Source organism: Pandoraea iniqua (assembly GCF_902459685.1).
GTDB classification, from domain to species: Bacteria; Pseudomonadota; Gammaproteobacteria; order Burkholderiales; family Burkholderiaceae; genus Pandoraea; species Pandoraea iniqua.
The window spans coordinates 915379-939407 of sequence record NZ_CABPSF010000001.1; the positions used below are offsets into that span (position 1 = coordinate 915379).

The window sequence follows — 24029 nt, forward strand, 5'->3', positions numbered from 1 at the left end:
TCGCCGGATCAGGCAGCCGAGAGCGACGGTGCGTCGCGCCAGCCGCGCCCCGGAATGGCATCGAGCAGTGAGCGCGTGTAAGGATGCGACGGCGCGCCGAAGATCGCCGACGTATCGCCGTACTCCACCACGTTGCCCGACTTCATGACCGCGATGTGATCGCACAGTTGTGCTGCCACGCGCAGATCGTGCGTGATGAACACCATCGACAAGCCAAGCTCCGCTCGGAGCCGTGCGAGCAGTCGCAGCACCTGCGCCTGCACGGAGACGTCGAGCGCGGAGACCGGCTCATCGGCGACCAGCACCTTGGGCCGCATGGCCAGTGCGCGAGCGAGCCCGATGCGTTGGCGCTGCCCGCCGGAGAATTCGTGCGGAAAGCGATCGAGCGCGTCGGCAGATAACCCCACAAGTTCGAACAACTCACGCGCGTGGTCATGGGCCTGCTGGTGCGATTCCCCGCGCGCCATCGGCCCTTGCGTAACGATATCGCCGACGCGACGGCGCGGGTTGAGCGAACTGAACGGGTCCTGAAATACCATCTGGATATCGAGCCCCTTCACACGCGACGCTGCATCGAGAGATTCCGGCGCGAGGTCCGCATCGCGATAGAGAATTCGCCCCGCATCCGGCGTCACCAATCGAAGGATGGTTCGCGCGAGGGTCGACTTACCCGAGCCGCTTTCACCGACGATCCCGAGCGTCTGACCGCTGCCCACTTGCAGATTCACGTCCCGCAAGGCGGCCGTGTGCAGGTGCTTCTTGCCGAGCCAGCCATGTTTGCCGTAGGTCTTCTGGACCTTCTCGATGCGTAGCACCGGTGGCGTGACGTCTGGCGTGTGGGGGGTATGCCCGACCCGCGCCGACGACGGTTCGAACGATGGCAATTCAGGCACCGCAGCAATCAATGCCCGCGTGTAGTCGTGCGACGGCCGCGTGAGTACTGCGTCGACGGTGCCTTGCTCGACGATCTTGCCGTGGCGCATCACCGCGACCCGATCGGCAATCTCGGCAACCACGCCAAAGTCGTGCGTGATGAACAGCACGCCGGTGCCCTTGCGTTGCTGAAGTTCGCGAATGAGCGTGAGGATTTGCGCTTGCGTGGTCACGTCGAGCGCGGTAGTCGGCTCGTCCGCAATCAACAACTCGGGTTCCAGTGCGAGCGCCATCGCAATCATCGCGCGTTGCCGCTGCCCGCCGGAGAGTTCGTGCGGGTATCGCTTCGCGGCGTCGGACGGCGACGGAATCTGCACCGCGTCGAGCCAGTCGAGCATGCGCGCCCGGATGGTACTGCCGGGCAGCCGCGTGTGCGTGCGATAGACCTCGGCGATCTGATCGCCGATGGTGCGAAGCGGGTTGAGCGCAGTCATCGGCTCTTGAAAGATCATGCCGATGCGCGAGCCTCGCCACCGGCGGCGTTCGGCGTCGGGCAGCGTGAGCAGATTGCCTTCGCCGTGCCACGCAATACGTCCGGCGCTGGCTTGCACGCCCGAGGGCAGTAGACCCAGTAGCGCGCTGGCAGTCATCGATTTGCCCGAGCCGCTTTCGCCCACCATGCACAGGATTTCCCCTTGCCCGAGTGAGAACGACACGTCGTGCAGTGCATGACGGCGATCCGCATTGGGCGGCAGATCGAGGGTGAGATGTTCGACGTCGAGCAGAGAGGTCATGGTGACGGTCCGTGAAGTTCGCGAAGGCGCCGCGAGTCGTTGGCGAAGCGCTCAGAGGCGCTGGCCACCGCTCGCGTCGATACATTGGCCGGTGATCCAGCGCCCGGCGTCGCTGGCGAGAAACGCCACGATGTCAGCGATATCGCGGGGTTCGCCGACGCGGCCGAGGGCGACCGTGCGGGCGATCTCCTGACTCGCGACCGGGTCGCTCGCGCGCCGGTTGAGATCGGTGGCGGTCGCGCCGGGCAACACGGCGTTGACCGTGATGCCGCGTGCGCCCAGTTCGGCGGCGAGCAGCAGTGTGAACGCTTCCAGTCCGGCTTTCGCAGGCGCATAGACGCTCATCTCGGGATAGGCAGCGCGCGTGCCGATGGACGACACATTCACGATCCGTCCCCCGTCGCGCAGTGCGCCCAGTGCCTGCTGCGTGAGGAAGAACGGCGACTTCAGATTGACTTGCAACACGCGGTCGAAGTCTTCCGGTGTCACGGCGTCGATGCGCGCGCGTAGGCCCACACCAGCGTTGTTCACCAGAATGTCGAACTTCGGTGCGAGGTCGCGTTCGGTCAGTGCCGAAAGGAAGCGCTCGATAAGCGTGCTCGCGCCATCCGCGGCGGAGAGATCCGCGTTTACCGCGAACGCTTTCGCGCCACCGGCGGTAAGCGTTGCGACGAGATCGTCGGCGTCCTGCTTTGCGGCGTTGTAATGCACGGCGACCATAGCACCGCGTGCTGCCAGTGCCTTGGCGATGGCGCGGCCAATGCCACGGCTCGCGCCGGTGACCAGTGCGACCTTGCCGTCAAGGCGAATGGGGTCTGTCGGGGGAACGAGGGTCATGACGTGAGGGCTCCGGAGGGTTGGGTGGCGTTGTGACGGTTGTCGTTCCAGCCGCCTTGCGATTCCAGCGCACGCGCCTGTTGCAGCAGCGCGTGGCGATCGACCTTATTGGTGCCCGCCCACGGCAGTTCGGTAACAAACGCGACACGGCGCGGATGCTGATAGGCGGGGCCGTTGGCGAGCGCGTGTTGTTTGAGCGCTTCAACCGTGAGCGTGCTGCCCGGCTGGCGCACGACGAACGCGACGGGCACGGCCGCGCGCTCTTCATCGGGCAACGGCACCACGCTGGCCTGACGAACTTCCGGGTGCGCTTCGAGCAGCTTCTCGACTTCGACCGGATAGATGTTCTCGCCCGCGCAGACGAACATGTCGTCGGCGCGGCCGACGAAGTAGAAGAAGCCATTGGCATCGCGGCGCATCACGTCGCCGCTGTAATACCAGCCGTCATCGAGCACTTGTGCCGATTTCTCCGGCAGACGGTGATACCCATGCATGACCGCCGGGTTGCGCATGCACAGCACGCCTTGGTTGGCATCGGGGCCGTCGACGAGCTTCACGGCGTCGGGAGAGATCGGATAGCCGAGGGCGAGCGGGGGCAGGGGGATGCCTTCGGGATGCTGGCCGAAAATGCTGGGCCCCGCCTCCGTCGTGCCGTAGCCGTGGTGGATGTGGGTCTTGGGGAATGCGGCCTGAATGCGATCGAGCAGCGCCACGCTCATGGGGGCCGAGCCGAGCATGACGCGTGCGAGCGACGAGAAATCGCGCCCGGCCAACGTCTGCGGGTCTTTGATCAGACGCGCGAACATCGTCGGCACGGCGGTCAGTACGGTGATGCGATAGCGCTCCAGTGCATCGACATACGACGGCACATCGAACGACGGCAGAATCACGATCGTGCCGTTTACCGAGAACGCGCGCTTCGCCATGAACAAGCCATTCATGTGAAACAGCGGTTGGGCCAGCAGATAGCGCTCGGCCGCAGGATCTTTCGGTTTGGCGTAGTTGACGGCCAGCGCCCAGAGTTGCCCCGCATGCGTGAGCGGCACGCCCTTGGGCTTGCCCGTCGAACCGGACGTGTAGAGCATCTGCGCGACGTCGTCATCTTGCGGTTGCACGGACGGGAAGTCGGCCGGCTGCACTTGCGCGGCGAAACCTTCCGGACCGGCATCGTCGAAGTCGATCACGGGCACGCGCGCAGCGAGCGCCTCGCGGCGGGCACCGTCGACGAACGCGAGGGCGATGTCGGCGTCATCGATCACGTAGTCGAGAATTTCGCGCGACTGCTTGATGTTGATCGGCACGGCAATGTACCCGGCACGCATGATGCCGAAGTAGGCGATCAGGAACTCCGCGCGGTTGAGCGATGCGATGGCGACGTGCGCGCCAGCGGGCAGGCGGCGTGCGCGCAACGTGGCGGCGACACCGCCGGCCAGCCGGTGAATATCGGCATGCGTGTACGTGACCGGGCGGGCAGCATCGCGCAGGTCGACGATGGCGGGCGTGTCCAGAGGAAGGGTTCGGTCGACGAGGTCGCCGAGGTTATGCCAGCGGTGAGTCATGACGTTCAGGCAACAAAAGAGGTAACAAGGTCAGCGCAAAGTCGCGGAATCAGCGTTTGCGCAGCGACGGATTGAGGGCATCGTTCAGGCCGTCGCCCACGAGGTTCAGCGCGAGTACGGCGAGCATGATCGCGATGCCGGGTTCGGCGCACAGATACCAGGACGAGCGAATCAACGTGCGGCCCTCGCCGATCTGGCGACCCCAGCTCGCGACGTTCGGGTCGCCCAGACCGAGGAACGCGATGACCGACTCGTAGAGAATCGCGCCGGCCACTACGAGCGTGCCCATCACGAGCACGGGCGGCAGCGCGTTGGGCAGCACTTCGCGCAGGGCGATGCGCCACGGCGACAGCCCGACCGTGCGGCAGGCCTGCACGAACTCGCGCGATTTGAACGACAGGCATTCGGCACGTGTCAGCCGTGCAATAGGCGGCCACGACACGAGCGCTACGGCGATCACCGTGTTCTCGATGCGCGGCCCGAGAATCGCTACGACGGTCAGTACGAACACCACGTTGGGCACGATCTGGAACAGTTCGGTGAAACGCATGAGCACTTCGTCGAGCCAGCCGCCCCACCATGCCGCCATGGCCCCGATGCTCACGCCGATGGCCGTGGCGGCCAGACTCGCCACGAGCCCGATAGCGAGCGTGGCACGCGCGCCGTGGGCGAGCAGGGCGGCAATGTCGCGGCCGAGGGCGTCGGTGCCGAGCGGGTATTGCCATTGCTCGAACGGCCAGAGTTCGGGCGCTGCCACGATGCGCAGCGGGTCGCCCGGATACCACCATCCCGCCCCCAACGCGACGATGACGATGAGCGCGAGCAACACCGCGCCCGCCACGGCGCCGCGATGACGAAGGAATTGTTGCCACGCGCGATGGTCGCGCTTGGTTCGGGCTTTGCCACCGGAGGCACCGGCCGGGGCAAGCGCATCGAGTGTCGGATCGGCGGAAGAAGTCATAAGCGTGTAGCCGGGGGCTTTGGAAGTACCTTGAGATGCCGCGAACGAGCCGTGTCAGGACGCTTGTGTCCGGATGCGGGGATCGAGTCGCGTGTAGAGCAGATCGACGGCGATATTCGCGACGATGACGAGCGCCGAACTCAGTACGAGCAGACCAAGCACGACCGGATAGTTGCGGCTCATCACGCTGTCGAACAGCACGCCGCCGATGCCGGGCCAACTGAATACCGCTTCGACGACGATGCTGCCGCCGAGCACCGTGCCCAGTTGCAGGCCGAGCAGCGTGACCACCGGCAACATGGCATTGCGCACCATGTGCCGCACGATCACTGCGCGGCGTGTGAGCCCCTTAGCGAGTGCCGTTCGCACGTAGTCCTGCCGTGCGACTTCGAGCATCGACGCGCGCATGACGCGTGCATAGGTGGCCGCGTAGAAAAGGCCAAGCGTGAGGGCGGGCAGTGCGAGGTGATGCAGCACGTCGAGCGACGCATGCCACGCGCCGATGACACCGGTGCCGTAGTCCATGCCGATGGTCGTCATGCCGCCCACGGGAAACCAGCCGAGCTTCACCGAGAACAGAATGATCATCATGATGCCGAGCCAGAAACTCGGCGCGGCGAAGCACACCACGGCAGCGGCCGAGACGAGCGTGTCGCGCCAAGTGTTGACGTTCACGGCCGCTGCGACCCCTGCCGTCACACCGACCAGCACGGCGATCACCAGACTGGCGAGCATCAGCACGAGCGTGGCCGGCAGGTGCGCCATGATCACGTCGAATACCGGCAGGTTGTGACGATACGAATAGCCGAGATCGAGATGCGCGACAGCATTGACGTAATGCAGCAACTGCTCCCACAGCGGCTTGTCCATGCCGTAGGTCACGCGCAGGCGCTCGATCAATGCCGGGTCGGTGACCTGCTGCTCGGCGGTCATCACGTCGAGCAGCGTGCCGGGCACCGACTGGATCAGGCAGAAGTTCATGACGATGACGCCAAGCAGCAGCGGCACGGCCTGCACCAGACGGCGAAACAACAGACGCGTCACCATGGCAGTCGCCTCCTCATCGGGACGTCACGACGCAAGCCAGACGTCGGCGAGCGCATCGCCCTGCACGTTGGCACTGGTCGTGGCACTGCGCACGTTGGTACGCGAGAGCGTGAACGATTCCATCTCGACGAGTGGCACCAGTGGCACGTCGGTGGCCGCCAGACGGGCGAAGTCGTGCGCGAGCTGCTTGCGCTTGGCGTTATCGGTCTCGACCGTGAGCCGGTCGACCAGCGCATCCATGGCCGGGTTCGAATAGCCGGTCGCGTTGCGGAACGCCGCGCCCTTGACGATGCCGTCCGTCGTGAAGAACTGCGTCACCACCGGCACCAGCTCCAGCGGCGCGGTGAAGTTCGACACGGCGATGTCGTAGTCGTAATCGCTGTAGATGCGCTTGAGTGCCGTGGCGCGGTCCACCGAATCGAGCTTCACGGTGATGCCGACGTCCTGAAACGCCTGCTTCAGATACTGGCCGAGCTTCGCGTTCTCTTCGAACCACGCGGCGGCGACGAGATTGATGGTGAAGCGCGAGCCGTTCTTTTTCGGCAGTCCGGCGGCATCGAGCAGGGCGTTGGCCTTGGCCGGGTCGAACGGATACTTGGGCACGTCGTCGGTGAAGAACAGCGGGTTGCTGCGGAAGATCGGCGACACCGCCGGTTTGCCGCGCCCGAAGTAGATCGTGTCGATGATGAACTTGCGGTCGATGGCGAGCAGCAGCGCCTGCCGGACTTCACGGCGCTTGACGTGTTCGCGTCGTTGATTGAATTCCACCGTGACCGTCCACGCGGCGTTTTCATAGCCCTTGGTGTCGAGCACGATCTTGCCGGTCTTGACCAGACGGTCGATCTCGCGCCCGGGCACCGGGTTCGAGAATGCCACGCCGAGTTCGCCGGTTTCCAGCGCGGCCGCGCGCGATGCGGGGTCGCCCCACCAGCGGATGATCAGCTTGTCCGGATACGGTTGCGCCGCGTTCCAGTACTGCTCGTTGCGGGAATACGCGACGTGGCTGCCGCGCACCCACTGCCCGTACTTCCACGGACCGGTGCCGACGGGCGTGTTGTTGAGCGGGTTCGTGATGATGTCTTTGCCCGCATACAGATGCTTGGGCACGACGACCTGATACTGCCCGGCGAGAATCGATTTGAAGAAGAACTCCGGCACTGGGGTGGTGAATTCGAGCTTCACGGTATGCGCATCGACGGCGCTCACACGCTTGAGCGCCTTGAGCGCGACGCCCGCAGAGATCGGCTTCCAGTGCTCCTGCACGTTGTAGACGACATCGTCGGCAGTGAACGGCGTGCCATCGTGCCAGCGCACGTTCTGGCGCAGCGCGACGGTGTAGGTTTTGAAGTCGGCAGAGGCGCGCACGTCGGTCGCAAGCACCGGCTGAAACGCCAGCTTCTCGTCGATCTTGAGCAGGCGTTCGAGAATCTTGGTCGAGGTCATGAACGGGCTGGAGCCACCACCACCCGGCACAAACAGCGCCTGCGGTTCGAGCCCGCCCCAACTGGCCACGAGCGTGCCGCCACGGCGCGGGACACCAGCACCCGGCGCATCGGCGGCGACGGCACGCGTCGGCGAGATCAGCCAACCCGTGGTGCCGGCAACAGTGGCAGCAGCGGTGGCGAGCGTGCCGCCAGCGGTGCGGTAGAGGAAGTGGCGTCGGGACATGCCCCGGGTATTGCGCATGATGAACTCCGGAAAACGCGGCGCTCACGCGTTTGCGCTGGCGCCTTGATACGTGTGGCGTACGTCGTTGCGGCGGGTTGGCCGCATCAATTAGTGCTTCAGGCCGGTGGCAGCGTGGCGTAGCTCGCGCGGCCGATGGCCACGAGGGCGCCCTGCGAATTAAAGAGATCGACGTCGGCTACGCCGATGCTCTTGCCAAGGCGGCGCACGTGGGCAACGGCGCGCAGGTCGGTATCGATGGCCGGCCGCAGATAATCCACGCGGAAGTTGACCGTCGGCAGACCGCGGCCGACGAGCATGCCCACGGCAAAGTCACCGACCGTATCGATCACGGCCGCGAGCGGGCCGCCATGCCACTGACGGGTGCCCGAGCCGCGTTCGAACGCGTTCTGAAACGGAATCTCGACGTCGAGCGTCTGCGCGTCATGGTCGATGCCGGTTACGCGCATGCCGAGCCACGCGATGAAGGTCGACTTGTCGAACGCCTGCTGTACCTGTTCGGCGGAGAGCGTGACGGGGGTGGCCGCGGTGCTCATGCGGCCACCAGTACCTTGCCGACGATCTGGCGGTTTTCCAGCGAGGCGAGGGCGTCGGCACCTTGTTCCAGCGGCCACTTCTTGTCGACGAGCACGCGCAGCTTGCCGGAGGCGACGAGGTCGAGCAGTTCGTGCAGGTCTTCGCGCTCCCAGCCGTTCGAGCCGCGCACTTGCAATTCGAACGTCCAGATGAAGCGCAGGTCTTCCTTGGGATCGAAGCCGGCGGTGGCGCCACAAGTCAGAATGCGGCCGCCTTGGCGCAGACAGCGCAGCGAGCGCGTCCACGTATCGCCGCCGGTGAAGTTCACGACGACGTCCACGCCGCCGTTGTTGCCAGCGCCGCGACGGCGTGCCGCCTTGCCGTAACGCGTGCGTACGACTTCCACAAAGTCTTCTTCGGTGTAGAGGATGATGTCGTCCGCGCCGATTTCGCGCAGGCGCTCGCCTTTCTCGACCGAGCCTGCGCAAGCAATGACCTCTGCACCAGCCAGCTTGGCGAGTTGCACGGCGCACACGCCGACGCCGCCGCTGGCGCCGAGAATCAGCACGCGCTCACCGGCTTTCACCTGTCCGATGCGCTGCATCATTCGCAGTGCAGTGCCATAGGCCACCGGCAATGCTGCGGCGTCGTCAAACGAGACGGCGTCCGGCAGGCGTACGAGCTGGTGCGCCGGCACGCGGCACAGTTCGGCCAGACCGCCGTGGGTGGTCTCGCCGACGAGGCCGCCGGTCACGCGATTGATCGGGTCGACCAGCACGCGCTCACCGACTTGCCAGCCTTCGACGCCCGGGCCGATGCTGGCGATTTCGCCGGCGACATCGAGCCCGATGATGACGGGGAACGGCAGCTTGATGCCGGGCATGCCGCGGCGGGTGAACACGTCGTGATAGTTCAGCGACGAGGCGCGCACGCGCAGCACCACTTCGCCGTCGCCGGCCACGGGATCGGGGAAATCGGTTTCGAGACGGAGGGCGTCGTTGCCGCCGTGTTCACGCAGGACAATAGCTTTCATAGTGGCGATTCGTCAGTTTCAGGGTGAGCGACGCCCTCGGGCAGTCGCCGATCATTTAAAAAAGAAAGCGGGAAACGAACCCTGTTGGTGCCTATCGATGCAGGACGCGGCTGATGTGGCTTATGCCGCGGAGCATCGAGTCGGGATTGGTTGGGGCCGTATCGGGAAGGTCAGGCGGTCATGGGGCTTCGGGCGCGCTCGCCAGTCCGTGAATCGCCTGCGCCGTGATTTGCAGGCCATGCGTGAGCACGCTGTTGCGCCACACCGACGACACCGGCACGAACGCGTCGAGCACGTCGGCGCGCAATTGACGGTCGCGCAGCGCATCGGGTTTGGCCGGTGCACGTGAGCGAAGCCACTGGTCGAGCCGGTTGGCGACGCTGGCGTTCGAGCCGCGCGTGCCGAATTCGACCACAGCCCCGATCACCGGGCGGCCTTTGGCGAATTGCTCCACACCACGGAACACGAGGCCCTGATAGTCGGGGCGGCGCAGGCCGTGAGGGCGTTGATCGAGCACACGTTCCGCACCCCACCAGCGGGCGGCTTCGCGTTGCTCGGCGCTGTCTTCGCCGTTGAAGCAAAGGAAGAACGGCTCGCCGTACTCGCCAATGCCTGTGTGCCAGTCGATCAGGCCGATGCGCTGCGCCTGCGACAGGTCGCGCTCGATAATCGTCTGAAGCGTGACGTTCGACCATTCGCGCGACTGGCCGCCATAAATCAGGCCGTCCGGGTGCGTGTACTGACCGCTCGCCAGCGTGTTGAACAGGGCGTCGGCACCCTGCTCGGCACGAAACGCATCGATGGTGCGTGCGCTTTGCGCGAGACCGTCAGTGGTCCATTCCAGCGGAATCAGATGCTCGTGCAGCGTCGCGTAGGCGGTGTTCTGCGGATACGGCTTGGCATGGTCGACGAAGTTGCGATTCAGATCGACGTTGTGCTCGGTCGTACGCGTGGCATGCGCAAAGCCGTAGGGATTGAGCGCATGCACGAAGGTCACGGCCACATCGGCGGGCAGCGAGTGGGCGGCGTGCGTGAGCCACGCCGTTTGCACGGCAGACCCTGCGCCGCCTTCGAGCCCATGCGTGCCGCTGATCGCGAGCAGTTGATGCGGTGCGCGTGCGGGCCCAAGCCGGGCGACATCGATGCTCAGCTCACTGCCGTCGGGCGCTTTCGCGTCCGGGTGAACGTAAGTGCTGAGGTCGGCACCGGCGTGATCGGCCGCGGTGCGAAAGCGTTGACGCGCGTCCGCATAGTCCACACCGAACGCCTGCCACCAAGTGGGTTGCTGGCTCATGCCAGATCTCCCTCGATGAATTGCAGCGCGACGTGGAAGCCATCGGCGGCGGCCACCAGCACGCTGCCGTCGGCCAGCGTCGTCGACGGCACGCGGTTTTCCTTGAGCGTAGCGAGTACTTGGGCGAGCGAGCGCGTGCGCAGAATGAGTGCGACGTTGCGTTCGCTGCCGTCTTGCGTCGTCTCGACCTTGCCGAAGCGGCGTTCGGCCTCGGCGGGCGTGACGAATTGCACGCGCGCGCGGCCGGCTTGCAGCGCATAGCCGTCGTGACCCGAGGCCGTGAGCACGCCCGGGCCAAAGACGCGGTCGTAGAGGGCAGCGGTCACGGCAGGGTTCGGCGACGCGATGACGAAGCCGACGATGTCGGTCACGCCATTCGGGTGTTCACGCCACTCATCGCGCCACACGTGTTCGGGCGTGAAGTGGTGGCAGAAGAACGTGCGGCCGTTGCGCACGAGTTCTGTCGCGAGGCGCACGGTACGGAAGCGGGCATCTTGCGTGGTGCCGGCGGGCAGGCGCACCGGGCGGAAGAATTCGGCCGGGGTTTCCACGGCGACGCCGCGCGCTTCGAGACCGGCATGCAGCGCGTGCGAGTCTTGCGTCTTGAAGACGAGTCCGGTGAGGCCGAGCGGAGCCTGCGTGACGTCGGGGCGTGCGGTCGACTTGCCGGCCTCATAGCCGAGCAGTTCGAGATAGTTCTCGCCGAAGATGGCCAGATGGTTGCTCGTGCCCAGCGAATGGTGACCGCGCTCGGTCAGGGCGAAGCCCAGACGGCGGTAGGTGTCGACGGAGGCTTCGAGTTCGCCTTTGACGTTGATGACAACGTGATCGAGGACCGGGGCGGGGATCTGGCTCATGCGCGGCCCCCGTTGCTGAGGCGTTGGCGGCGCTGGATCAGCGGGAATGAAATGAACGAAACGGACGAAACGAGGGTGGCGGCGATGGCAACGCCTTGATCGATACGACTGGACACGACAGCTCCCGGCAGGAATAGGACGACGCGTCCATTCTAGGAGGAAGTGTCCGCCGGGCAAACTGACCGTTTTTGCTTTGCTTAGCGACGACGGCGGGATCGTGAGGCGCTCACGACGCCGGGGGCCTCGGCAGGGGCTTCATGGGCGCCATGGGCTTCAAGGGTGTTCACGAGATGGTCGGAGAACGCCTTGACGCGGGGGCTTAGCTCGCGCCGTGAAGGGTACACGAGATAGAGGCCCGCTTGCGAGGACGTTGGCGTCGACTTGCCCGCCGGTGTGGCGAGCGCCCAACGCACGAGTTCGCCGCGTGCGACTTCGGGCTCGCAGGCGTGCTCGGGCAGGACGGCCACGCCGGCCCCCTTGAGGGCCAACTGCTTGAGCAAAGCAAAGCTGTTGGTCGCCACCACCGGGTGAGCGGGCGCGTTCAGTGCGGCAGAGCGGGGCAGCGCGGCGGGGGCGGCGCGGCTTTTGAACGCCAGTTGGGGCGCGTCGGGCGTCTCAGATTCTCCATAGGCCGGATTGACGAATCTCCCGAAGCTGAAGGAGGCAATGCGCCGCGCGATGACGTGATCGCCGCCCGGGTTGCCCCCGCGAATCGCCATATCGAGGTTGTCGTCCACAAAATCGCTCACGCTGTCGTCGACGAGGATGTCGAAGCGAATCTGGGGATGCGCGGCCCGAAACGAGACGACGGCTTCGCTCAACGTATCGAACGGAAAGTCGAACGGCACGCTCATGCGGATCGACCCGGCGAGTGCGGTCATACCCGACACACTCGCGACACCCTGATCTTCGGCCTCCCGCAACGCCGCAATCGCCGGGGCGACACGTTCGTAGTAAGCGCGCCCATCGTCGGTCAACGCGATACGCCGTGTCGTACGGCGCAACAGCACCGCGCCGAGATGCGCTTCGAGGGCGGCCACGCGGGCGCTGACGGTCGAGCGGGGAATATCCAGCAGGCGCGCCGCGCCCGAGACGGCGCCGCACTCCACGACGGTCACGAAGGCGAGGGTGGCGTTGAGATCCATTGTCCATTCCATTGGCAAGTCTTGCCAATTTTAGACGGCTTATCGTGCAGATGCCGAGTCGGCAGAATGACGATGAACCTCACCGTGTGTGAGCCTCAATTTCCGGCAAGGAGCCAGACGTTTCATGCAATCCGAATTCAATCCGCATGCCGACACCGTGTCGTTCGCCAACATGGCGGTTCGCCTGATCGAAGGTGTGAGCACGCCCCGCCACGACAGCGCACGCGATCTCACGATCATGGACATGACCGTCAATCCGCAGGGCGGTGCGCCGATGCATCGTTCGCTCGATGAGGAAAAGACGTTCGTTCTCACGCACGGGCGCTTGCGATTCACCGTGGGTGAGACGACGCAAGACGTCGCCGCTGGCGACACCGTCAACGTCGCGAAGGGCGAGGTGCACGGCTTCACGAACGACGCCGACACGCCCGCCCGCATGCTGCTGGTGTCGACGCCCGCGCGTCACGATGCGTTCTTCCGCGCCATGGCGGCGCTGCCGGTGCCGCACGAGCCCGAGGCGGTGCGCAAGGTGTGCGAGACCTACCGGCAGGTGATTCTGGGGTTGTAATCTCGCCCCGGCTTACTGGTCGAACGGCACACCCGCTGCGCGCAGCCGCCGCATGGCGCTATCCAGATGGGCCCGCGCACTGTGCGGGTCGCCTGCGCGCATCTCGGCAGCGGTACGGCGCGCAATGGCTTCGGGCACCGGGCGAAGTTCGCGCCCGGTACTCATGGCCTTGCATTGCACTTCGCAGGCACGCTCGAGGTAGTAGAGGTCGTCCCACGCTTCTGCGATGTTCGGCCCTGCGACCATCACGCCATGATGTTTCATAAAGACGATATCCGCGTCGCCCATCGCTGCGGCGATGCGGTCGCCTTCCTCATTGCCCAGCGCGAGCCCGTTGTAGTCGGTGTCGAGCGCCACGCGGCCGTAGAACTTCAGTGCCGTCTGCCCTGCCCAGACAAGCGGTTCGCCTTCGCTCATCGCGAGTGCGGTGGCCCACGGCATGTGCGTGTGGAAGGCGACGCGTACGCGCGGGTTGGCACGATGCAGCCGCGCATGGATGTAGAACGCCGTGGCCTCGGGCACACCGTCGCCTGCGACGACACTGCCGTCAAGGTCGCAGACCAGCAGACTCGACGCCGTGACTTCCTCGAACGCGAGCCCGAACGGGTTCACGAGAAAGTACCGGTCGCTGCCGGGCAGCATGGCCGAGAAGTGGTTGCAGATACCTTCTTCGAAACCGTGCATGGCCGCCAGACGAAAGCACGCCGCGAGTTCTTCGCGAGCGATGCGTACGGCAGGGGCATCGAGATCAATGTCTGTCAGACGGCCATGCGGCGATGTCGTCGCACTATCGTTGGTCAGGGTCAGCGTGTGTGCCATGTCGTCGTCTCCATGAGCGAAGGGGCTGGCGTCGCGCGCCTTACCAGCCGCACCCGTCGAATAATGGCACCACCGCGTCGAGCGTGGGAAGTGTGGCGTCGGGCGTGTAATCGGGCAGGCGCTGGCGGCCCGTGCCGCGATCGATCCAGACGCAACGGAAGCCGATGTCGCGTGCCGCCGCGTGATCGAGATGCGGGCTGGCACAGATATGCACCACATCTTCCTTCGTTACGCCGAGCTGCGCATGCGCATGGTCGAACAGACGCCGGTCCGGTTTGTACGCCCCGGCCTGCTGCGCGGTGATCACGCGATCGATATGGCCGCCGAGCTGCGCTACGTTGCCCGCGATGATGTCGTCGTCCGTGTTGGAGACGATGCACAACCGGTAGCCGCGCGCCTTGAGGGCGGCCAGCGTGGCGACGACTTCGGGGAACGGCGGCATCGCCGAAATATTGCCGGTCAGCACTTCGATGTCTTGCGGCGAGGCTTGCAGCCCGAGGTCTTGCAGGGCAAGCCGCAAGCCTTCACCGGCCACGTCGCGAAAACGCTGGAACGGCGGCGTTTGCTCGAGCCGGTGCTCGTGATGATCGAACCGCGCGAGCATGTCGCGCGTGGCGATCCGGTGATCCGGCTTGCTCGCGAGAATGCGCTCGACGGCATTGCGCAAGCCTTCATCCCACTGGATCAAGGTGCCGTAGCAGTCGAAGGTAAGCCATTGCGGCCGGGAGCTTTGATTGAGCGAGAGGGACATGGCAGGTGGCGCGGGAAGCGCGTTATCGATGGGAACACCGCCAGCGTATGGTGTTCGCCTCATATTTTGAAATTAAATTAAAATGTATCACTTATCGATAATGTAAATATGGTGCCGCCATGCTCGATCTTGGCTTGCTCAGAACACTCGTTGCCGTCGTGGACGAGGGCAGCTTCACGCGCGCGGCCGAGCGGGTGCACCGCACGCAGTCGACCGTGAGTCAGCAGATTCGCCGTCTCGAAGACGACTTAGGCCGCCAACTGCTGATGCGTGATCGTTCCGGCGTGCTGGTCACGCCCACGCCGCATGGCGAGTTGCTGGCGCAATACGCGCGCAAGTTGCTGGCGATCTCGACCGAAGCGCTCGATGCCATGGAAAGCGATAACCGCGTGACGACGGTGCGGGTGGGCATGCCTGAAGACTTCGATGCGCGACGCATGGCCGACATCCTGTCGCAGTTTGTGCGGGCGCAGCCGGATATCCGGCTCGAAGTGCTGGCGGGGATGAGTACGGATCTGCGCCAGCGGCTCGCATCGGGCGACCTTGAACTGGCGCTCGTGAAACGCGAGCCCGGACAAGGGGAGTGTCTTGCGGCGTGGCCCGAGCGATTGGTCTGGGCGATGGCGGCCGATGCAGGGGCGCAGGCCTTTGCCGATGCGCCGGTGCCGCTCGCGCTGTTTCCACAGGGATGCATCTATCGGCAGCGCGCCATTCGCAGTCTGGATGCGCAGCACCGGCCGTGGCGCATTGCGTTCGGCAGTCACAGCCTGACGGGGATTCAGGCGGCGGTGTCGTCCGGGCTCGGGGTATCGGTGCTGCCTGAGAGTGCGCTGCTGGACGATCACACGGTATGCGACACGCTGCCCCCGCCACCGCCGTCGGAAATCGCATTGATCGACGGTGGCGGTCCGGCATCGGCGTCGCAACGTGTGCTGGCCGAATTTCTACGGCACACGGTGATGGCGTAACGCGATCATGCTGCGCCTGACGCCGACTCGCCCCGGCGCTCGCGCGCGTCGGCAGGCCCCATGCTCAATTGCACGGCCAGCGCACACAGGAATGCGAAGATGCCGGCGGCAAGAAATGCGCCGCTGAAGCCGCTGCTGTATGCCACACGACCGGCGTTGAGCAACGCGGTGTTGAGTGCTGTGGGATACAGATGCAGGGCCTGCGCGAAGTCGCCCGCTGAAATCGCATCGGCGAAGTCGAGCCGGGTGGCCACGTCGTGGGCCGCCGCGACCGGCGCTGCACTCAGCACTTGCGGCAAATGCGCCGCGACGCTGCGATGCACGCCCGCCGTGAGGACGGCGCCCAGCGCGGTATAGCCGAGCAAAATCCCCGAGAAGCGGAACGTCGTACTGATGCCCGAGGCCATGCCGGCGCGCTCGCGGGCAATCGTGCCCATGATGGCCTTCTGCGTTTCGCCGTTGAGCAAACCGCCGCCGCTGCCGAGGACGAACATTGCCAGCATCAGCGACAGCGTCGAATGGGCCAGACCCTGCGATGACACATACGACATCGCCAGATTGCCCACGCCGGTGAGTCCCAACCCGATCACGAGAATCCGGTACGACGGCAGCCATGCCGCCAGCCGTTTGCCCACTTGCGGCAGCAGCAACATCGCCACGGCGAACGGCAGCATCGCAATACCTGCGCCTAACACCGACTCCCCCCGCGCATTCTGGAGAAATTGCGGCAACAACGAGGCCATCACTTGCGCACAGGCGGCGTAAGAGAACATGGCGAGCGTGGCACCGGCGAAGGGCCACGAGCGGAACAGCGACAGGTCGAGCATCGGATGTTCACGTGCGCGTTCCACCATCGCGAATACGATGAACAACGCACCACCTGCCGCGATGCGCAGCAGGATGCCCGGGCTGGTCCATCCCTGCGCCGGGCCGACGATGAACGCCCATGTCACGCAGAACATTGCCGACGCAAACAACGCGATGCCGGGCACGTCGACCGGACGCTGCACCTGCGCTTTCGATTCAGGCACGATGCGCACGACGGCAAATGCCAGTGCCGCACAAATCGGCGCATTGACGTGGAATGCCCAGCGCCAGCCCAACGTGTCGCCAATGATGCCGCCGATGAGCGGCGAGAGCACCATCGTCAGGCCCATCACCGCGCCCCACAAACCCCATGCCCGGGCGCGGGCTTCCTTTTCATGAAACCCATGACCGATGATGGCGAGCGCAGGCGCGAGCAAAAAGGCCGCCCCGACGCCTTGCGCGGCACGAGAAAAATAGAGCCATTGCGCGGTAGGCGCGAGACCGCACGCGAGCGAGGCCAGCGCGAAGCCCGCGATGCCGCACAAAAACACCCGTCGGCGGCCAAAGCGGTCGGCAATCGACCCGGCGGGCAGCAACAGCGCGGCGAAGCACAGCACATAGGCACCGATGACCCATTGCACGTCGGCGAAGCTCGCATGCAACTGCGCGGAGATTGTGGGCAGCACCACGCCGACGACGTTGGTGTCGAGCACCGTCATCGCGCAGCCGGTCGAGGCCGTCAGCAACAGCGCGAGACTGCCCGTCGCCGAGCCCTCCGGCGACGGGGCGGCGCTACCGGAATCAGCGGAATTAACGGACTTGGGCGTTGCCATGGTTGCTATCCGGTTGTGTCAGGCCGTCGACACCGGCCTTAGCGATTTCTTCGTCGTGCTGCGGGGTGTCGGCCGATACGCCAATGGCGCCCACGACCGTGCCGTTCACCACGAGCGGCAGACCGCCGCGCATCAGCACATAGCCGGGTGCTGTGCCCACTGCGCGACGGCTGCCGTTCAGCGCATCTTCGAGCACACCGCTCGGGCGGCGGAACAGGGCGGCGGTACGCGCCTTGCCCGGTGCGAGATCGACGCCCGCCGGGACGGCGGCGTTGTCCATGCGCACGAGCGCGATGGGCAGGCCGCCCGCATCGACGACCGAGATGACGCACGGCCAGCCTTCGGCCGCGGCTTTGGTCTGCGCGGCGCGAATGACGTTCTGGGCGGCGTCGAGCGTGAGCACCGGGCGCGTGGGCAGTTCGGCGGCACGCGCGACGAGGGGGGCTGCGCCCGCACACAAGGCAATCGATACGGCGATGGCCTGTGCGGCACGGCGGGTCTTGAAGGTGTTGAGGGTGCTGAAACGGGACATCGACATCATCATGAAACTCCCTGCAAAGGTGACAAAAGCACGCGAACTCGCGACGTTAGTTGTGGGCGATTCGCATGTGGTCATTCGAACACGCCAGGGCGCGTGAGTCATTGCCGGGCGGCGGCGAAGTTATTAGGTTCAACCTAATGAAATGCACGGTGACGGGTGAATGGCGGGCGCGGTAGCATGGCGGGCAACCCCTGCCAACGATGAGGACTTCGTGGAACTTCGGCACTTTCGCTACTTCGTGACGCTTGCCCAGACGCTGCATTTCGGCCGCGCTGCACAGGCGCTGGACATTGCCGCACCCACGCTGACCGTGCAGATTCAGGACATCGAGCGCGATTTGGGCGTGCAGCTATTTGTGCGCAGTCGACGCGACGTGCGGCTGACGCCGGCCGGAGAGATGTTCCTGCTGGAAGCGCGTCAGGTACTCGCGCAAGCCGAACGGGCCGTGCTCGCGGGGCAGCGGGCAGGGCGTGGCGAGACCGGAAGGGTGGAAATCGGCTATGCGGGCTCGGCCGTCTTCTCCGGCGTGTTGCAGTCGCAACTCGCGACCTTCCGGCAGGCGTGGCCCGGTGTCATCGTCACCGCGCGCGAAGTGCCGCAGGGCGAGTTGCCGATGATGCTTATCGAGAACCGTATCGACATTGCACTGCTGCGCATGCCGATGAATCTGCATACCCGCCACCGTGCGCATGTGCTGTTTCGCGACAGCTTCTGCGTGGCGTTGCCTGCCGGTCACGCGCTGGCCACACCGGCCGGTGCCGTCGATGCCGATGCGCTGGAGAACGAGCGCTTCATCGTGCCCGAGCAACCGCTGGGCACCTACGAAGTGGCGCGACGGGGTGGCTTTACGCCGGTCGGCACGACGACCCCCGGCTCGCTGGTCGCGGTGCTCTCGCAAGTGGCGCTGGGCGAGGGCGTGGCGATCGTGCCGGACGTGCTGGTCGGTGCGACGGCGATTCCGGGCGTGGTCTTCAAGCCGTTGGCCGGACCGCCGATTCACTCTGAGATTTCTGCCGTTTTCCGCAGCTTCGAGCCGTCGCTCGCGGTGTCGCGTCTGATTGCGCAAATCACCCAGACACCGGCTATTACGTCGTACGCGCTGTTCGATCGGGCAGAGTGAGCCGGGCGGTCATTCGTCCGGATGAAAGCGGGCGAGCAGTTCCAGAAACAAGTCCAGCGCCCGTGTGTGCGGCCGTGAGGTTTCGGTGATGGCGCTGATGGTGTTCTCGTACTCCGGCCCTGACGGCACCCGAACGAGCGCATGCCGTTTCGAAAACAACGATGCGTAGTACTGCGGCAGCAGCCCCACGTAGTGCCCGGAAAGCACCAGCATCGCGACGGCTTCCAGCCCCGACGCCGCCGGGCCGCGCGTGAGGCCCAGCGTGTTGAGTGCCTCGTGCACGAACGGCTGCGCGCGATAGACCAGCGGCAACGTGTTCGCGTCGCGCAGGCGATGGCGTGCCACAAATAGCTGATGGCGTTCGATAAAGAGCCGCTGGTAGTTGAAGCCGGCTTCGCGCCGGTACATCCCTCGAATAGCGATCTGCACCCGGCGCTCGCGCAACGCGAGGTCGAGTTCGTTGAAGGTCATCACCGTGAGCTCGACCTTGACGTCCGGCGCCTGCGCCTTGAACTCGGCCAACGCCTCGGGGATATGGCATCCCACATCCGACACGATGTGTTCGACCATGCCGATCGACAGCGTGCCTGACAACACGCCGCGCACCGCGTCGATTTCGGGACGAATCCGCTCGAGCGACTTGAGCGCGTCGCGTGCCAATTCCAGCGCCACCTTGCCCGCGTGCGTCAGCACGAACCCCGATGGGCCGCGCTCGCAAAGCCGTGCGCCCAGCGTCTCTTCCACGTCGCGGATGTGACGGCTGATCGACGCCTTCGACATATTCAGCTGTTTTTCCGCCGCCGCGAAGCCGTTGGCCTGCGCCACGGCACAGAAGATGCGAAGCGAGCGCAAATCCCGTTCGTTGAAGTCCCGTCCCGCCATGAATCGGTTCCTGAAAGGTTTCGTTTTTTGAAACCATACCAATAAAAAAATCATTTTTCATGATCTTTTTGCCCGCATACAGTGAATTGCAAGGCCCCCGACATGAGGTCGTCATGACCCGCAGGGCCGGACAGATTCAACAACACCCCACAACGCGAGGCACGCTATGAAGACCTGGTCCAGAAGATCCTTTGTGAAGGCGACGCTTGCCTCGGGCGCGGTGTTCGCGCTGCCGACGCTGGCGTTTGCCGAGGGCGGCACGCTCGCCGATATCAAGAAGCGCGGCAAGCTCACCGTCGGCACGGAAGCGGCGTATGAGCCGTTCGAATATGTCGAAAACGGTCAGGTCGTCGGCTACGGTCACGACGTGCTCGAGTTGATGGCCGCCAAACTCGGCGTAAAGCTCGAACAGATGAACCTGCCGTTCCAAGGCTTGCTGCCGGGCCTGATGTCGCACAAGTTCGACTTCGTCGCGACGAGCGTGGGCATCACGCCCGAGCGCGCCAAGCGCTTTGCGTTCAGCCAGCCGGTGGGTGTCGTGCGCTCGGTGCTGATGGTGCGCGCAGACGACACGTCGATCAAACGCGACATGGACATCGGCGGCAAGACCGTGGGCACGCAGATGGGCTCATCGTCCCAGCCGGTCGCCGACGAGTTCGAAAAGGAACTGAAGGAAAAGACCGGCAAGGGCTACGCAGGGACCAAGCTGTTTCAGGCGTACCCGGATGTCTCGAATGCGCTGTCGAACAAGACCGTCGACGTCGCGCTGATGCCCTCGAACATCGCCGCCGTGCAGATGCGCAAGCAACCCAACGTGTTTCGCATCGCCGGTGAAATCGGTCAGCCCAAGCTGCTCGCATGGGTCGCCAACCCCAACGATCTTGAAATCCGCAAGTTCATCAACGACTCGCTCGACGAGTTCCGGGCGAGCGGCAAGCTGGCCGTCTTGCAGAAGAAATGGTTTGGCGCGCCGATGGAAACACCGCGTGAAAACTATCTGCCCGCTGGCGCGATCTGACGGCCGCCGCCATGCTGGACTGGATCGATAAAAGCGGCGTCATCGCCCCGTTTCTCGAGGGCGTGGTCTCGGGCACGGCCGTGACCATCGGCGCATCGGCGGTGGCGTTCGTGATCGGGATGGCGCTGGGCATCGTGCTGCTCATTGCCCGCATCGCACCCTTCGCACCCGTGCGCTCGTTCGTGGTGTTGTGGGTGAGTTTGATTCGTGGCACGCCGGCGCTGATTCACATGCTGATTGCGTACTACATGGTGCCGGCGATGCTCGATATCTCGATCTCGCCGATCACCGCAGGCATCGCCGCGCTGGCGTGCAACACGAGCGCCTACATCGTGGAGATTCTGCGCGGTGCGCTCGGCACGATTTCGCCGGGGCAGCGTGCCGCCGCGTATGCGCTGGGCATGCGTGCGCCGTACGTCTGGCGTCATGTCTTGCTGCCGCAGGTGATCTACCGCGCGATTCCGCCGCTGACGAGCGAGTTCACGATTCTGCTCAAGGCGTCGTCGCTGATGTCGATCATCGCCGTGCCCGAGTTAGCCACCGTGGCACGCAACGCGACATTGCAAACCGATCTGCCGTTGCAAGTGTTCGCGGTCACCGCAGCGGTGTACTTCGTCATTCTGTTCTGCATCTCGGCAGCGTCGCGCATGTGCGAACGCCGGGTGTCGAGGATGCTGCCCCATGGTCATTGATTTCACCATCGTCAGAGACGCCGTCCCGGTCTTGCTGGAAGGGCTGCGCGTCAGCGCGCTGGTCAGCGTGATCGGCATTCCACTGGGCATTCTGATCGGCATCGTCGCCGCGTATGCCACGCAATCCCGCACGTTGCTCAAGCCCGTGGCGCTCGCCTACGTGGAACTGGTGCGCAACATCCCGTACCTGATTCTCGTCTACCTGTCGTTCTTCGGGCTGCCCAAGCTCGGCGTCGGTGCGTCGGCGATGACGGTCGCGGTGGGATGCACGGCGTTCTACACCGGCGGCTATTTCTGCGAAATCCTGCGCGCCGCCTTGCGCAGCGTGGCGCGTGGCCAGACCCACGCGGCGCTCTCGCTCGGCATGACGTACTGGCAGACGCAGCGCCACATCATCGCGCCGCAGTTGTTCGGCTTTCTCGTGCCGCCGACGACCAGCCTCGTGATCATGATGTTCAAGGACTCGGCCATTTTCTCGGTGATGAGCCTGCCGGAGATGACCTACCAGAGCAATCTGCTCACCGCCAATACCTTTGCTTACGTCGAAGTGCTCGGCACCACGGCGTTGCTCTACTGGGTCAGCAGTGTGGTGCTGGCCAGCGTGGGGCGGCGTCTGGAGACCGTGATCGGACGACGCGCCCGCCACGTCTGACGGCACTGCGACCCTCTCGAACGTCACCACCAAGGACAACACGATGACTACCTACACCGTTGCGCCGCGAATCGGCCACCCGACGTTGCTGTATTCGGAACTCGATCTCGACATCGACAACCTGAAGGCCGATATCGCCGTGCTCGGCATGCCGTACGGCGCGCCGTATGCGGCGTCGGACTTCAGCAACGACCAGACCAATGCACCCTCCGCGATTCGTCAGGCGACCGATCGCGTGGCGCGCAAGCCTGATCACTACGACTTCGACATCGATGGCCCGTTGTTGCAGGGTCGCACCGATGTGCGGTTTGTCGACTGCGGCGACATCATTCCCGACCTGACGAAGCCGGGCGAGCACTATGCACGTGCCGAAGCGGCCGTTCGCAAGATCGCGGCGGGCGGTGCCATGCCCATCGTGCTCGGCGGCGACCACGGCATTACGACGCCGGTGTTGCGCGGGCTCGATCAGAAGGGACCGATCACGCTGGTGCACATCGATGCGCATCTGGACTGGCGCGATGAAGTGAATGGCGTGCGGGAAGGGCTGTCGAGCCCGATTCGCCGCGCTTCGGAAATGGCGCACGTGGATCGCATCATCCAGATCGGCTTGCGCGCACAGGGCAGCGGGCGCGAAGCCGAACTGGTGGCCGCGCGCGCATACGGTGCCGAATTGGTCACGGCCTACGAGTTGCATGATATCGGGATGGATGCGGTGCTCGACCGGATTCCCGATGGCGGCAACTACTACCTGACGATCGATGCTGATGGACTGGACCCGTCGACGATGCCCGCCGTGGCAGGGCCGGCGCCGGGCGGCGTGACCTTCGTACAGGCGCGCAAGCTGATTCATGGGCTGGTGCGCAAGGGGCGCGTCGTGGGCATGGATATTGTGGAGATTCAGCCGGAGAAGGACGACGCCAATCTGATTTCGTGTGTGACGGCTGGGCGGTTGATTCTCAACCTGATCGGCGCTTCGATCCGCGCCGGATATTTCGACAAGCAGGCCGACAAATGATCTCACAGGCGAGTTCGGCCGAGCCGGTCATCGACATCCGGGGCATCGACAAGTGGTACGGCACGCACCACGTGTTGAAGGCGTGTTCGACGCAGGTGAGCAAGGGCGAGATCGTCGTGGTCTGCGGGCCGTCGGGCTCGGGCAAGTCGACCTTGATCAAGACCGTCAATGCGCTGGAACCGATTCAGAAGGGCGACATCGTGGTCGATGGCGTGTCGCTCATGGCGAAGACGACACGCCTGCCGAACCTGCGCAGCAAGGTCGGCATGGTGTTTCAGCACTTCGAGTTGTTCCCGCATCTGGATCTGACGCGCAACCTCACGCTGGCTCAGCAGATCGTGCTGGGGCGCGATGCCGATACGGCACGCGCCAAGGCGCGGGCGTTGCTCGATCGTGTGGGCTTGTCGGCGCACGCGCACAAGTATCCGGGCCAGTTGTCGGGCGGTCAGCAACAGCGCGTGGCGATCGCGCGTGCGTTGTCGATGGACCCCAAGGCGATGCTGTTCGACGAACCGACGTCGGCGCTCGACCCCGAAATGGTCAACGAAGTGCTCGACGTGATGGTGGAACTCGCGCGCGACGGCATGACGATGATGGTGGTCACGCACGAGATGGGCTTCGCCCGGCGTGTGGCCCATCGCGTGGTCTTCATGGAAGACGGCGCCATCGTCGAAGACTGCCCGACCGGTGCGTTCTTTCAGGACACCGCCAATCCGGCCGTCAAACGCTTCCTTTCAAAAATTCTGACGCACTGAACGCTC

Annotated in this window: 24 protein-coding genes; 8 read left to right on the top strand and 16 right to left on the bottom strand. The window is 64.9% G+C overall.

Features of this window, described 5'->3' with window-relative positions; translation table 11 throughout:
* Nucleotides 1–8: 8 nt before the first annotated feature.
* The 11 genes from PIN31009_RS04080 to PIN31009_RS04130 all read right to left on the bottom strand — a co-directional run bounded on the left by PIN31009_RS04080 (nt 9) and on the right by PIN31009_RS04130 (nt 12602).
* On the bottom strand, nt 9–1667 hold the full coding sequence (locus tag PIN31009_RS04080) for an ABC transporter ATP-binding protein (protein ID WP_150789380.1): 1659 nt from the start codon (nt 1665–1667) through the stop codon (nt 9–11).
* 51 nt (nt 1668–1718) lie between these two features.
* Nucleotides 1719–2504: an SDR family oxidoreductase gene (locus PIN31009_RS04085; RefSeq protein ID WP_150789381.1), complete on the bottom strand. Its 786-nt coding sequence runs from the start codon at nt 2502–2504 to the stop codon at nt 1719–1721.
* On the bottom strand, nt 2501–4063 hold the full coding sequence (locus PIN31009_RS04090; protein ID WP_150789382.1) for a class I adenylate-forming enzyme family protein: 1563 nt from the start codon (nt 4061–4063) through the stop codon (nt 2501–2503). Before PIN31009_RS04090 ends, PIN31009_RS04085 begins: the two co-directional genes overlap by 4 nt.
* 49 nt (nt 4064–4112) lie before the next feature.
* Nucleotides 4113–5024 carry an ABC transporter permease gene (locus PIN31009_RS04095; RefSeq protein WP_150789383.1) on the bottom strand — a complete coding sequence of 304 codons (912 nt, stop codon included), beginning with the start codon at nt 5022–5024 and terminating at the stop codon, nt 4113–4115.
* A gap of 54 nt (nt 5025–5078) precedes the next feature.
* Nucleotides 5079–6071, bottom strand: coding sequence for an ABC transporter permease (locus tag PIN31009_RS04100; protein ID WP_150789384.1), 993 nt, complete (start codon nt 6069–6071; stop codon nt 5079–5081).
* A 24-nt stretch (nt 6072–6095) separates the two neighbouring features.
* A complete protein-coding gene (locus PIN31009_RS04105; protein WP_150789385.1) occupies nt 6096–7757 on the bottom strand; it encodes an ABC transporter substrate-binding protein in 1662 nt (553 codons plus the stop codon).
* 98 nt (nt 7758–7855) lie between these two features.
* Complete coding sequence (locus PIN31009_RS04110) at nt 7856–8293, bottom strand: PaaI family thioesterase (RefSeq protein ID WP_150789386.1); 438 nt, start codon at nt 8291–8293, stop codon at nt 7856–7858.
* A complete protein-coding gene (locus tag PIN31009_RS04115) occupies nt 8290–9306 on the bottom strand; it encodes a quinone oxidoreductase family protein (RefSeq protein ID WP_150789387.1) in 1017 nt (338 codons plus the stop codon). The genes PIN31009_RS04110 and PIN31009_RS04115 overlap by 4 nt, the downstream gene beginning before the upstream one ends.
* 178 nt (nt 9307–9484) lie before the next feature.
* Nucleotides 9485–10600 carry a M14 family metallopeptidase gene (locus tag PIN31009_RS04120; RefSeq protein WP_150789388.1) on the bottom strand — a complete coding sequence of 372 codons (1116 nt, stop codon included), beginning with the start codon at nt 10598–10600 and terminating at the stop codon, nt 9485–9487.
* Nucleotides 10597–11457 (bottom strand): VOC family protein, encoded by an 861-nt coding sequence (locus tag PIN31009_RS04125; protein ID WP_150789389.1) that lies wholly within the window; start codon nt 11455–11457, stop codon nt 10597–10599. The genes PIN31009_RS04120 and PIN31009_RS04125 overlap by 4 nt, the downstream gene beginning before the upstream one ends.
* Before the next feature lie 197 nt (nt 11458–11654).
* Nucleotides 11655–12602, bottom strand: coding sequence for a LysR family transcriptional regulator (locus PIN31009_RS04130; RefSeq protein WP_174996939.1), 948 nt, complete (start codon nt 12600–12602; stop codon nt 11655–11657).
* 124 nt (nt 12603–12726) lie between these two features.
* Here PIN31009_RS04130 and PIN31009_RS04135 point away from each other — a divergent pair, with 124 nt between their 5' ends.
* Nucleotides 12727–13170, top strand: a complete 444-nt coding sequence (locus PIN31009_RS04135) for a cupin domain-containing protein (RefSeq protein WP_150789391.1) — start codon at nt 12727–12729, stop codon at nt 13168–13170.
* 12 nt (nt 13171–13182) lie between these two features.
* Here the strand turns inward: PIN31009_RS04135 and PIN31009_RS04140 are convergent, their stop codons facing one another.
* Both PIN31009_RS04140 and PIN31009_RS04145 read right to left on the bottom strand, forming a co-directional pair.
* On the bottom strand, nt 13183–13989 hold the full coding sequence (locus PIN31009_RS04140) for an aldolase (protein ID WP_150789392.1): 807 nt from the start codon (nt 13987–13989) through the stop codon (nt 13183–13185).
* 40 nt (nt 13990–14029) lie between these two features.
* Nucleotides 14030–14740, bottom strand: a complete 711-nt coding sequence (locus PIN31009_RS04145; protein ID WP_150789393.1) for a haloacid dehalogenase type II — start codon at nt 14738–14740, stop codon at nt 14030–14032.
* A 119-nt stretch (nt 14741–14859) separates the two neighbouring features.
* Here PIN31009_RS04145 and PIN31009_RS04150 point away from each other — a divergent pair, with 119 nt between their 5' ends.
* Nucleotides 14860–15708 (top strand): LysR family transcriptional regulator, encoded by an 849-nt coding sequence (locus PIN31009_RS04150; protein ID WP_150789394.1) that lies wholly within the window; start codon nt 14860–14862, stop codon nt 15706–15708.
* A 5-nt stretch (nt 15709–15713) separates the two neighbouring features.
* Here PIN31009_RS04150 and PIN31009_RS04155 read toward each other — a convergent pair whose 3' ends face one another.
* Complete coding sequence (locus PIN31009_RS04155; protein ID WP_150789395.1) at nt 15714–17348, bottom strand: MFS transporter; 1635 nt, start codon at nt 17346–17348, stop codon at nt 15714–15716.
* Nucleotides 17326–17880 (bottom strand): GlcG/HbpS family heme-binding protein, encoded by a 555-nt coding sequence (locus PIN31009_RS04160; protein WP_150789396.1) that lies wholly within the window; start codon nt 17878–17880, stop codon nt 17326–17328. The genes PIN31009_RS04155 and PIN31009_RS04160 overlap by 23 nt, the downstream gene beginning before the upstream one ends.
* Nucleotides 17881–18100: 220 nt before the next feature.
* On the opposite strand from PIN31009_RS04160, the gene PIN31009_RS04165 reads away from it, so the two are divergent.
* Nucleotides 18101–19009 carry a LysR substrate-binding domain-containing protein gene (locus PIN31009_RS04165; RefSeq protein ID WP_150789639.1) on the top strand — a complete coding sequence of 303 codons (909 nt, stop codon included), beginning with the start codon at nt 18101–18103 and terminating at the stop codon, nt 19007–19009.
* A 9-nt stretch (nt 19010–19018) separates the two neighbouring features.
* Here PIN31009_RS04165 and PIN31009_RS04170 read toward each other — a convergent pair whose 3' ends face one another.
* On the bottom strand, nt 19019–19891 hold the full coding sequence (locus tag PIN31009_RS04170; protein WP_150789397.1) for a LysR family transcriptional regulator: 873 nt from the start codon (nt 19889–19891) through the stop codon (nt 19019–19021).
* 166 nt (nt 19892–20057) lie between these two features.
* Here PIN31009_RS04170 and PIN31009_RS04175 point away from each other — a divergent pair, with 166 nt between their 5' ends.
* Genes PIN31009_RS04175 through PIN31009_RS04195 form a run of 5 tightly spaced genes read left to right on the top strand, consistent with a single transcriptional unit; the run spans nt 20058 to nt 24023 of the window.
* Nucleotides 20058–20909, top strand: coding sequence for a transporter substrate-binding domain-containing protein (locus PIN31009_RS04175; protein ID WP_058377270.1), 852 nt, complete (start codon nt 20058–20060; stop codon nt 20907–20909).
* Between the two features lie 11 nt (nt 20910–20920).
* Nucleotides 20921–21601, top strand: a complete 681-nt coding sequence (locus tag PIN31009_RS04180; protein ID WP_087689655.1) for an amino acid ABC transporter permease — start codon at nt 20921–20923, stop codon at nt 21599–21601.
* On the top strand, nt 21591–22253 hold the full coding sequence (locus tag PIN31009_RS04185) for an amino acid ABC transporter permease (RefSeq protein ID WP_150683109.1): 663 nt from the start codon (nt 21591–21593) through the stop codon (nt 22251–22253). The genes PIN31009_RS04180 and PIN31009_RS04185 overlap by 11 nt, the downstream gene beginning before the upstream one ends.
* 43 nt (nt 22254–22296) lie before the next feature.
* Nucleotides 22297–23268: an agmatinase gene (locus tag PIN31009_RS04190; RefSeq protein ID WP_058377273.1), complete on the top strand. Its 972-nt coding sequence runs from the start codon at nt 22297–22299 to the stop codon at nt 23266–23268.
* Nucleotides 23265–24023 carry an amino acid ABC transporter ATP-binding protein gene (locus PIN31009_RS04195; RefSeq protein WP_150789398.1) on the top strand — a complete coding sequence of 253 codons (759 nt, stop codon included), beginning with the start codon at nt 23265–23267 and terminating at the stop codon, nt 24021–24023. The genes PIN31009_RS04190 and PIN31009_RS04195 overlap by 4 nt, the downstream gene beginning before the upstream one ends.
* The last annotated feature ends 6 nt before the right edge of the window (nt 24024–24029 follow it).

Coding starts and splice junctions, on each gene's coding strand:
- PIN31009_RS04080 (WP_150789380.1), bottom strand. CDS start 1,667: ATGACCTCTCTGCTCGACGTCGAACATCTCACCCTCGATCTGCCGCCC.
- PIN31009_RS04085 (WP_150789381.1), bottom strand. CDS start 2,504: ATGACCCTCGTTCCCCCGACAGACCCCATTCGCCTTGACGGCAAGGTC.
- PIN31009_RS04090 (WP_150789382.1), bottom strand. CDS start 4,063: ATGACTCACCGCTGGCATAACCTCGGCGACCTCGTCGACCGAACCCTT.
- PIN31009_RS04095 (WP_150789383.1), bottom strand. CDS start 5,024: ATGACTTCTTCCGCCGATCCGACACTCGATGCGCTTGCCCCGGCCGGT.
- PIN31009_RS04100 (WP_150789384.1), bottom strand. CDS start 6,071: ATGGTGACGCGTCTGTTGTTTCGCCGTCTGGTGCAGGCCGTGCCGCTG.
- PIN31009_RS04105 (WP_150789385.1), bottom strand. CDS start 7,757: ATGCGCAATACCCGGGGCATGTCCCGACGCCACTTCCTCTACCGCACC.
- PIN31009_RS04110 (WP_150789386.1), bottom strand. CDS start 8,293: ATGAGCACCGCGGCCACCCCCGTCACGCTCTCCGCCGAACAGGTACAG.
- PIN31009_RS04115 (WP_150789387.1), bottom strand. CDS start 9,306: ATGAAAGCTATTGTCCTGCGTGAACACGGCGGCAACGACGCCCTCCGT.
- PIN31009_RS04120 (WP_150789388.1), bottom strand. CDS start 10,600: ATGAGCCAGCAACCCACTTGGTGGCAGGCGTTCGGTGTGGACTATGCG.
- PIN31009_RS04125 (WP_150789389.1), bottom strand. CDS start 11,457: ATGAGCCAGATCCCCGCCCCGGTCCTCGATCACGTTGTCATCAACGTC.
- PIN31009_RS04130 (WP_174996939.1), bottom strand. CDS start 12,602: ATGGATCTCAACGCCACCCTCGCCTTCGTGACCGTCGTGGAGTGCGGC.
- PIN31009_RS04135 (WP_150789391.1), top strand. CDS start 12,727: ATGCAATCCGAATTCAATCCGCATGCCGACACCGTGTCGTTCGCCAAC.
- PIN31009_RS04140 (WP_150789392.1), bottom strand. CDS start 13,989: ATGGCACACACGCTGACCCTGACCAACGATAGTGCGACGACATCGCCG.
- PIN31009_RS04145 (WP_150789393.1), bottom strand. CDS start 14,740: ATGTCCCTCTCGCTCAATCAAAGCTCCCGGCCGCAATGGCTTACCTTC.
- PIN31009_RS04150 (WP_150789394.1), top strand. CDS start 14,860: ATGCTCGATCTTGGCTTGCTCAGAACACTCGTTGCCGTCGTGGACGAG.
- PIN31009_RS04155 (WP_150789395.1), bottom strand. CDS start 17,348: ATGGCAACGCCCAAGTCCGTTAATTCCGCTGATTCCGGTAGCGCCGCC.
- PIN31009_RS04160 (WP_150789396.1), bottom strand. CDS start 17,880: ATGTCCCGTTTCAGCACCCTCAACACCTTCAAGACCCGCCGTGCCGCA.
- PIN31009_RS04170 (WP_150789397.1), bottom strand. CDS start 19,891: ATGGCGGGACGGGACTTCAACGAACGGGATTTGCGCTCGCTTCGCATC.
- PIN31009_RS04175 (WP_058377270.1), top strand. CDS start 20,058: ATGAAGACCTGGTCCAGAAGATCCTTTGTGAAGGCGACGCTTGCCTCG.
- PIN31009_RS04180 (WP_087689655.1), top strand. CDS start 20,921: ATGCTGGACTGGATCGATAAAAGCGGCGTCATCGCCCCGTTTCTCGAG.
- PIN31009_RS04185 (WP_150683109.1), top strand. CDS start 21,591: ATGGTCATTGATTTCACCATCGTCAGAGACGCCGTCCCGGTCTTGCTG.
- PIN31009_RS04190 (WP_058377273.1), top strand. CDS start 22,297: ATGACTACCTACACCGTTGCGCCGCGAATCGGCCACCCGACGTTGCTG.
- PIN31009_RS04195 (WP_150789398.1), top strand. CDS start 23,265: ATGATCTCACAGGCGAGTTCGGCCGAGCCGGTCATCGACATCCGGGGC.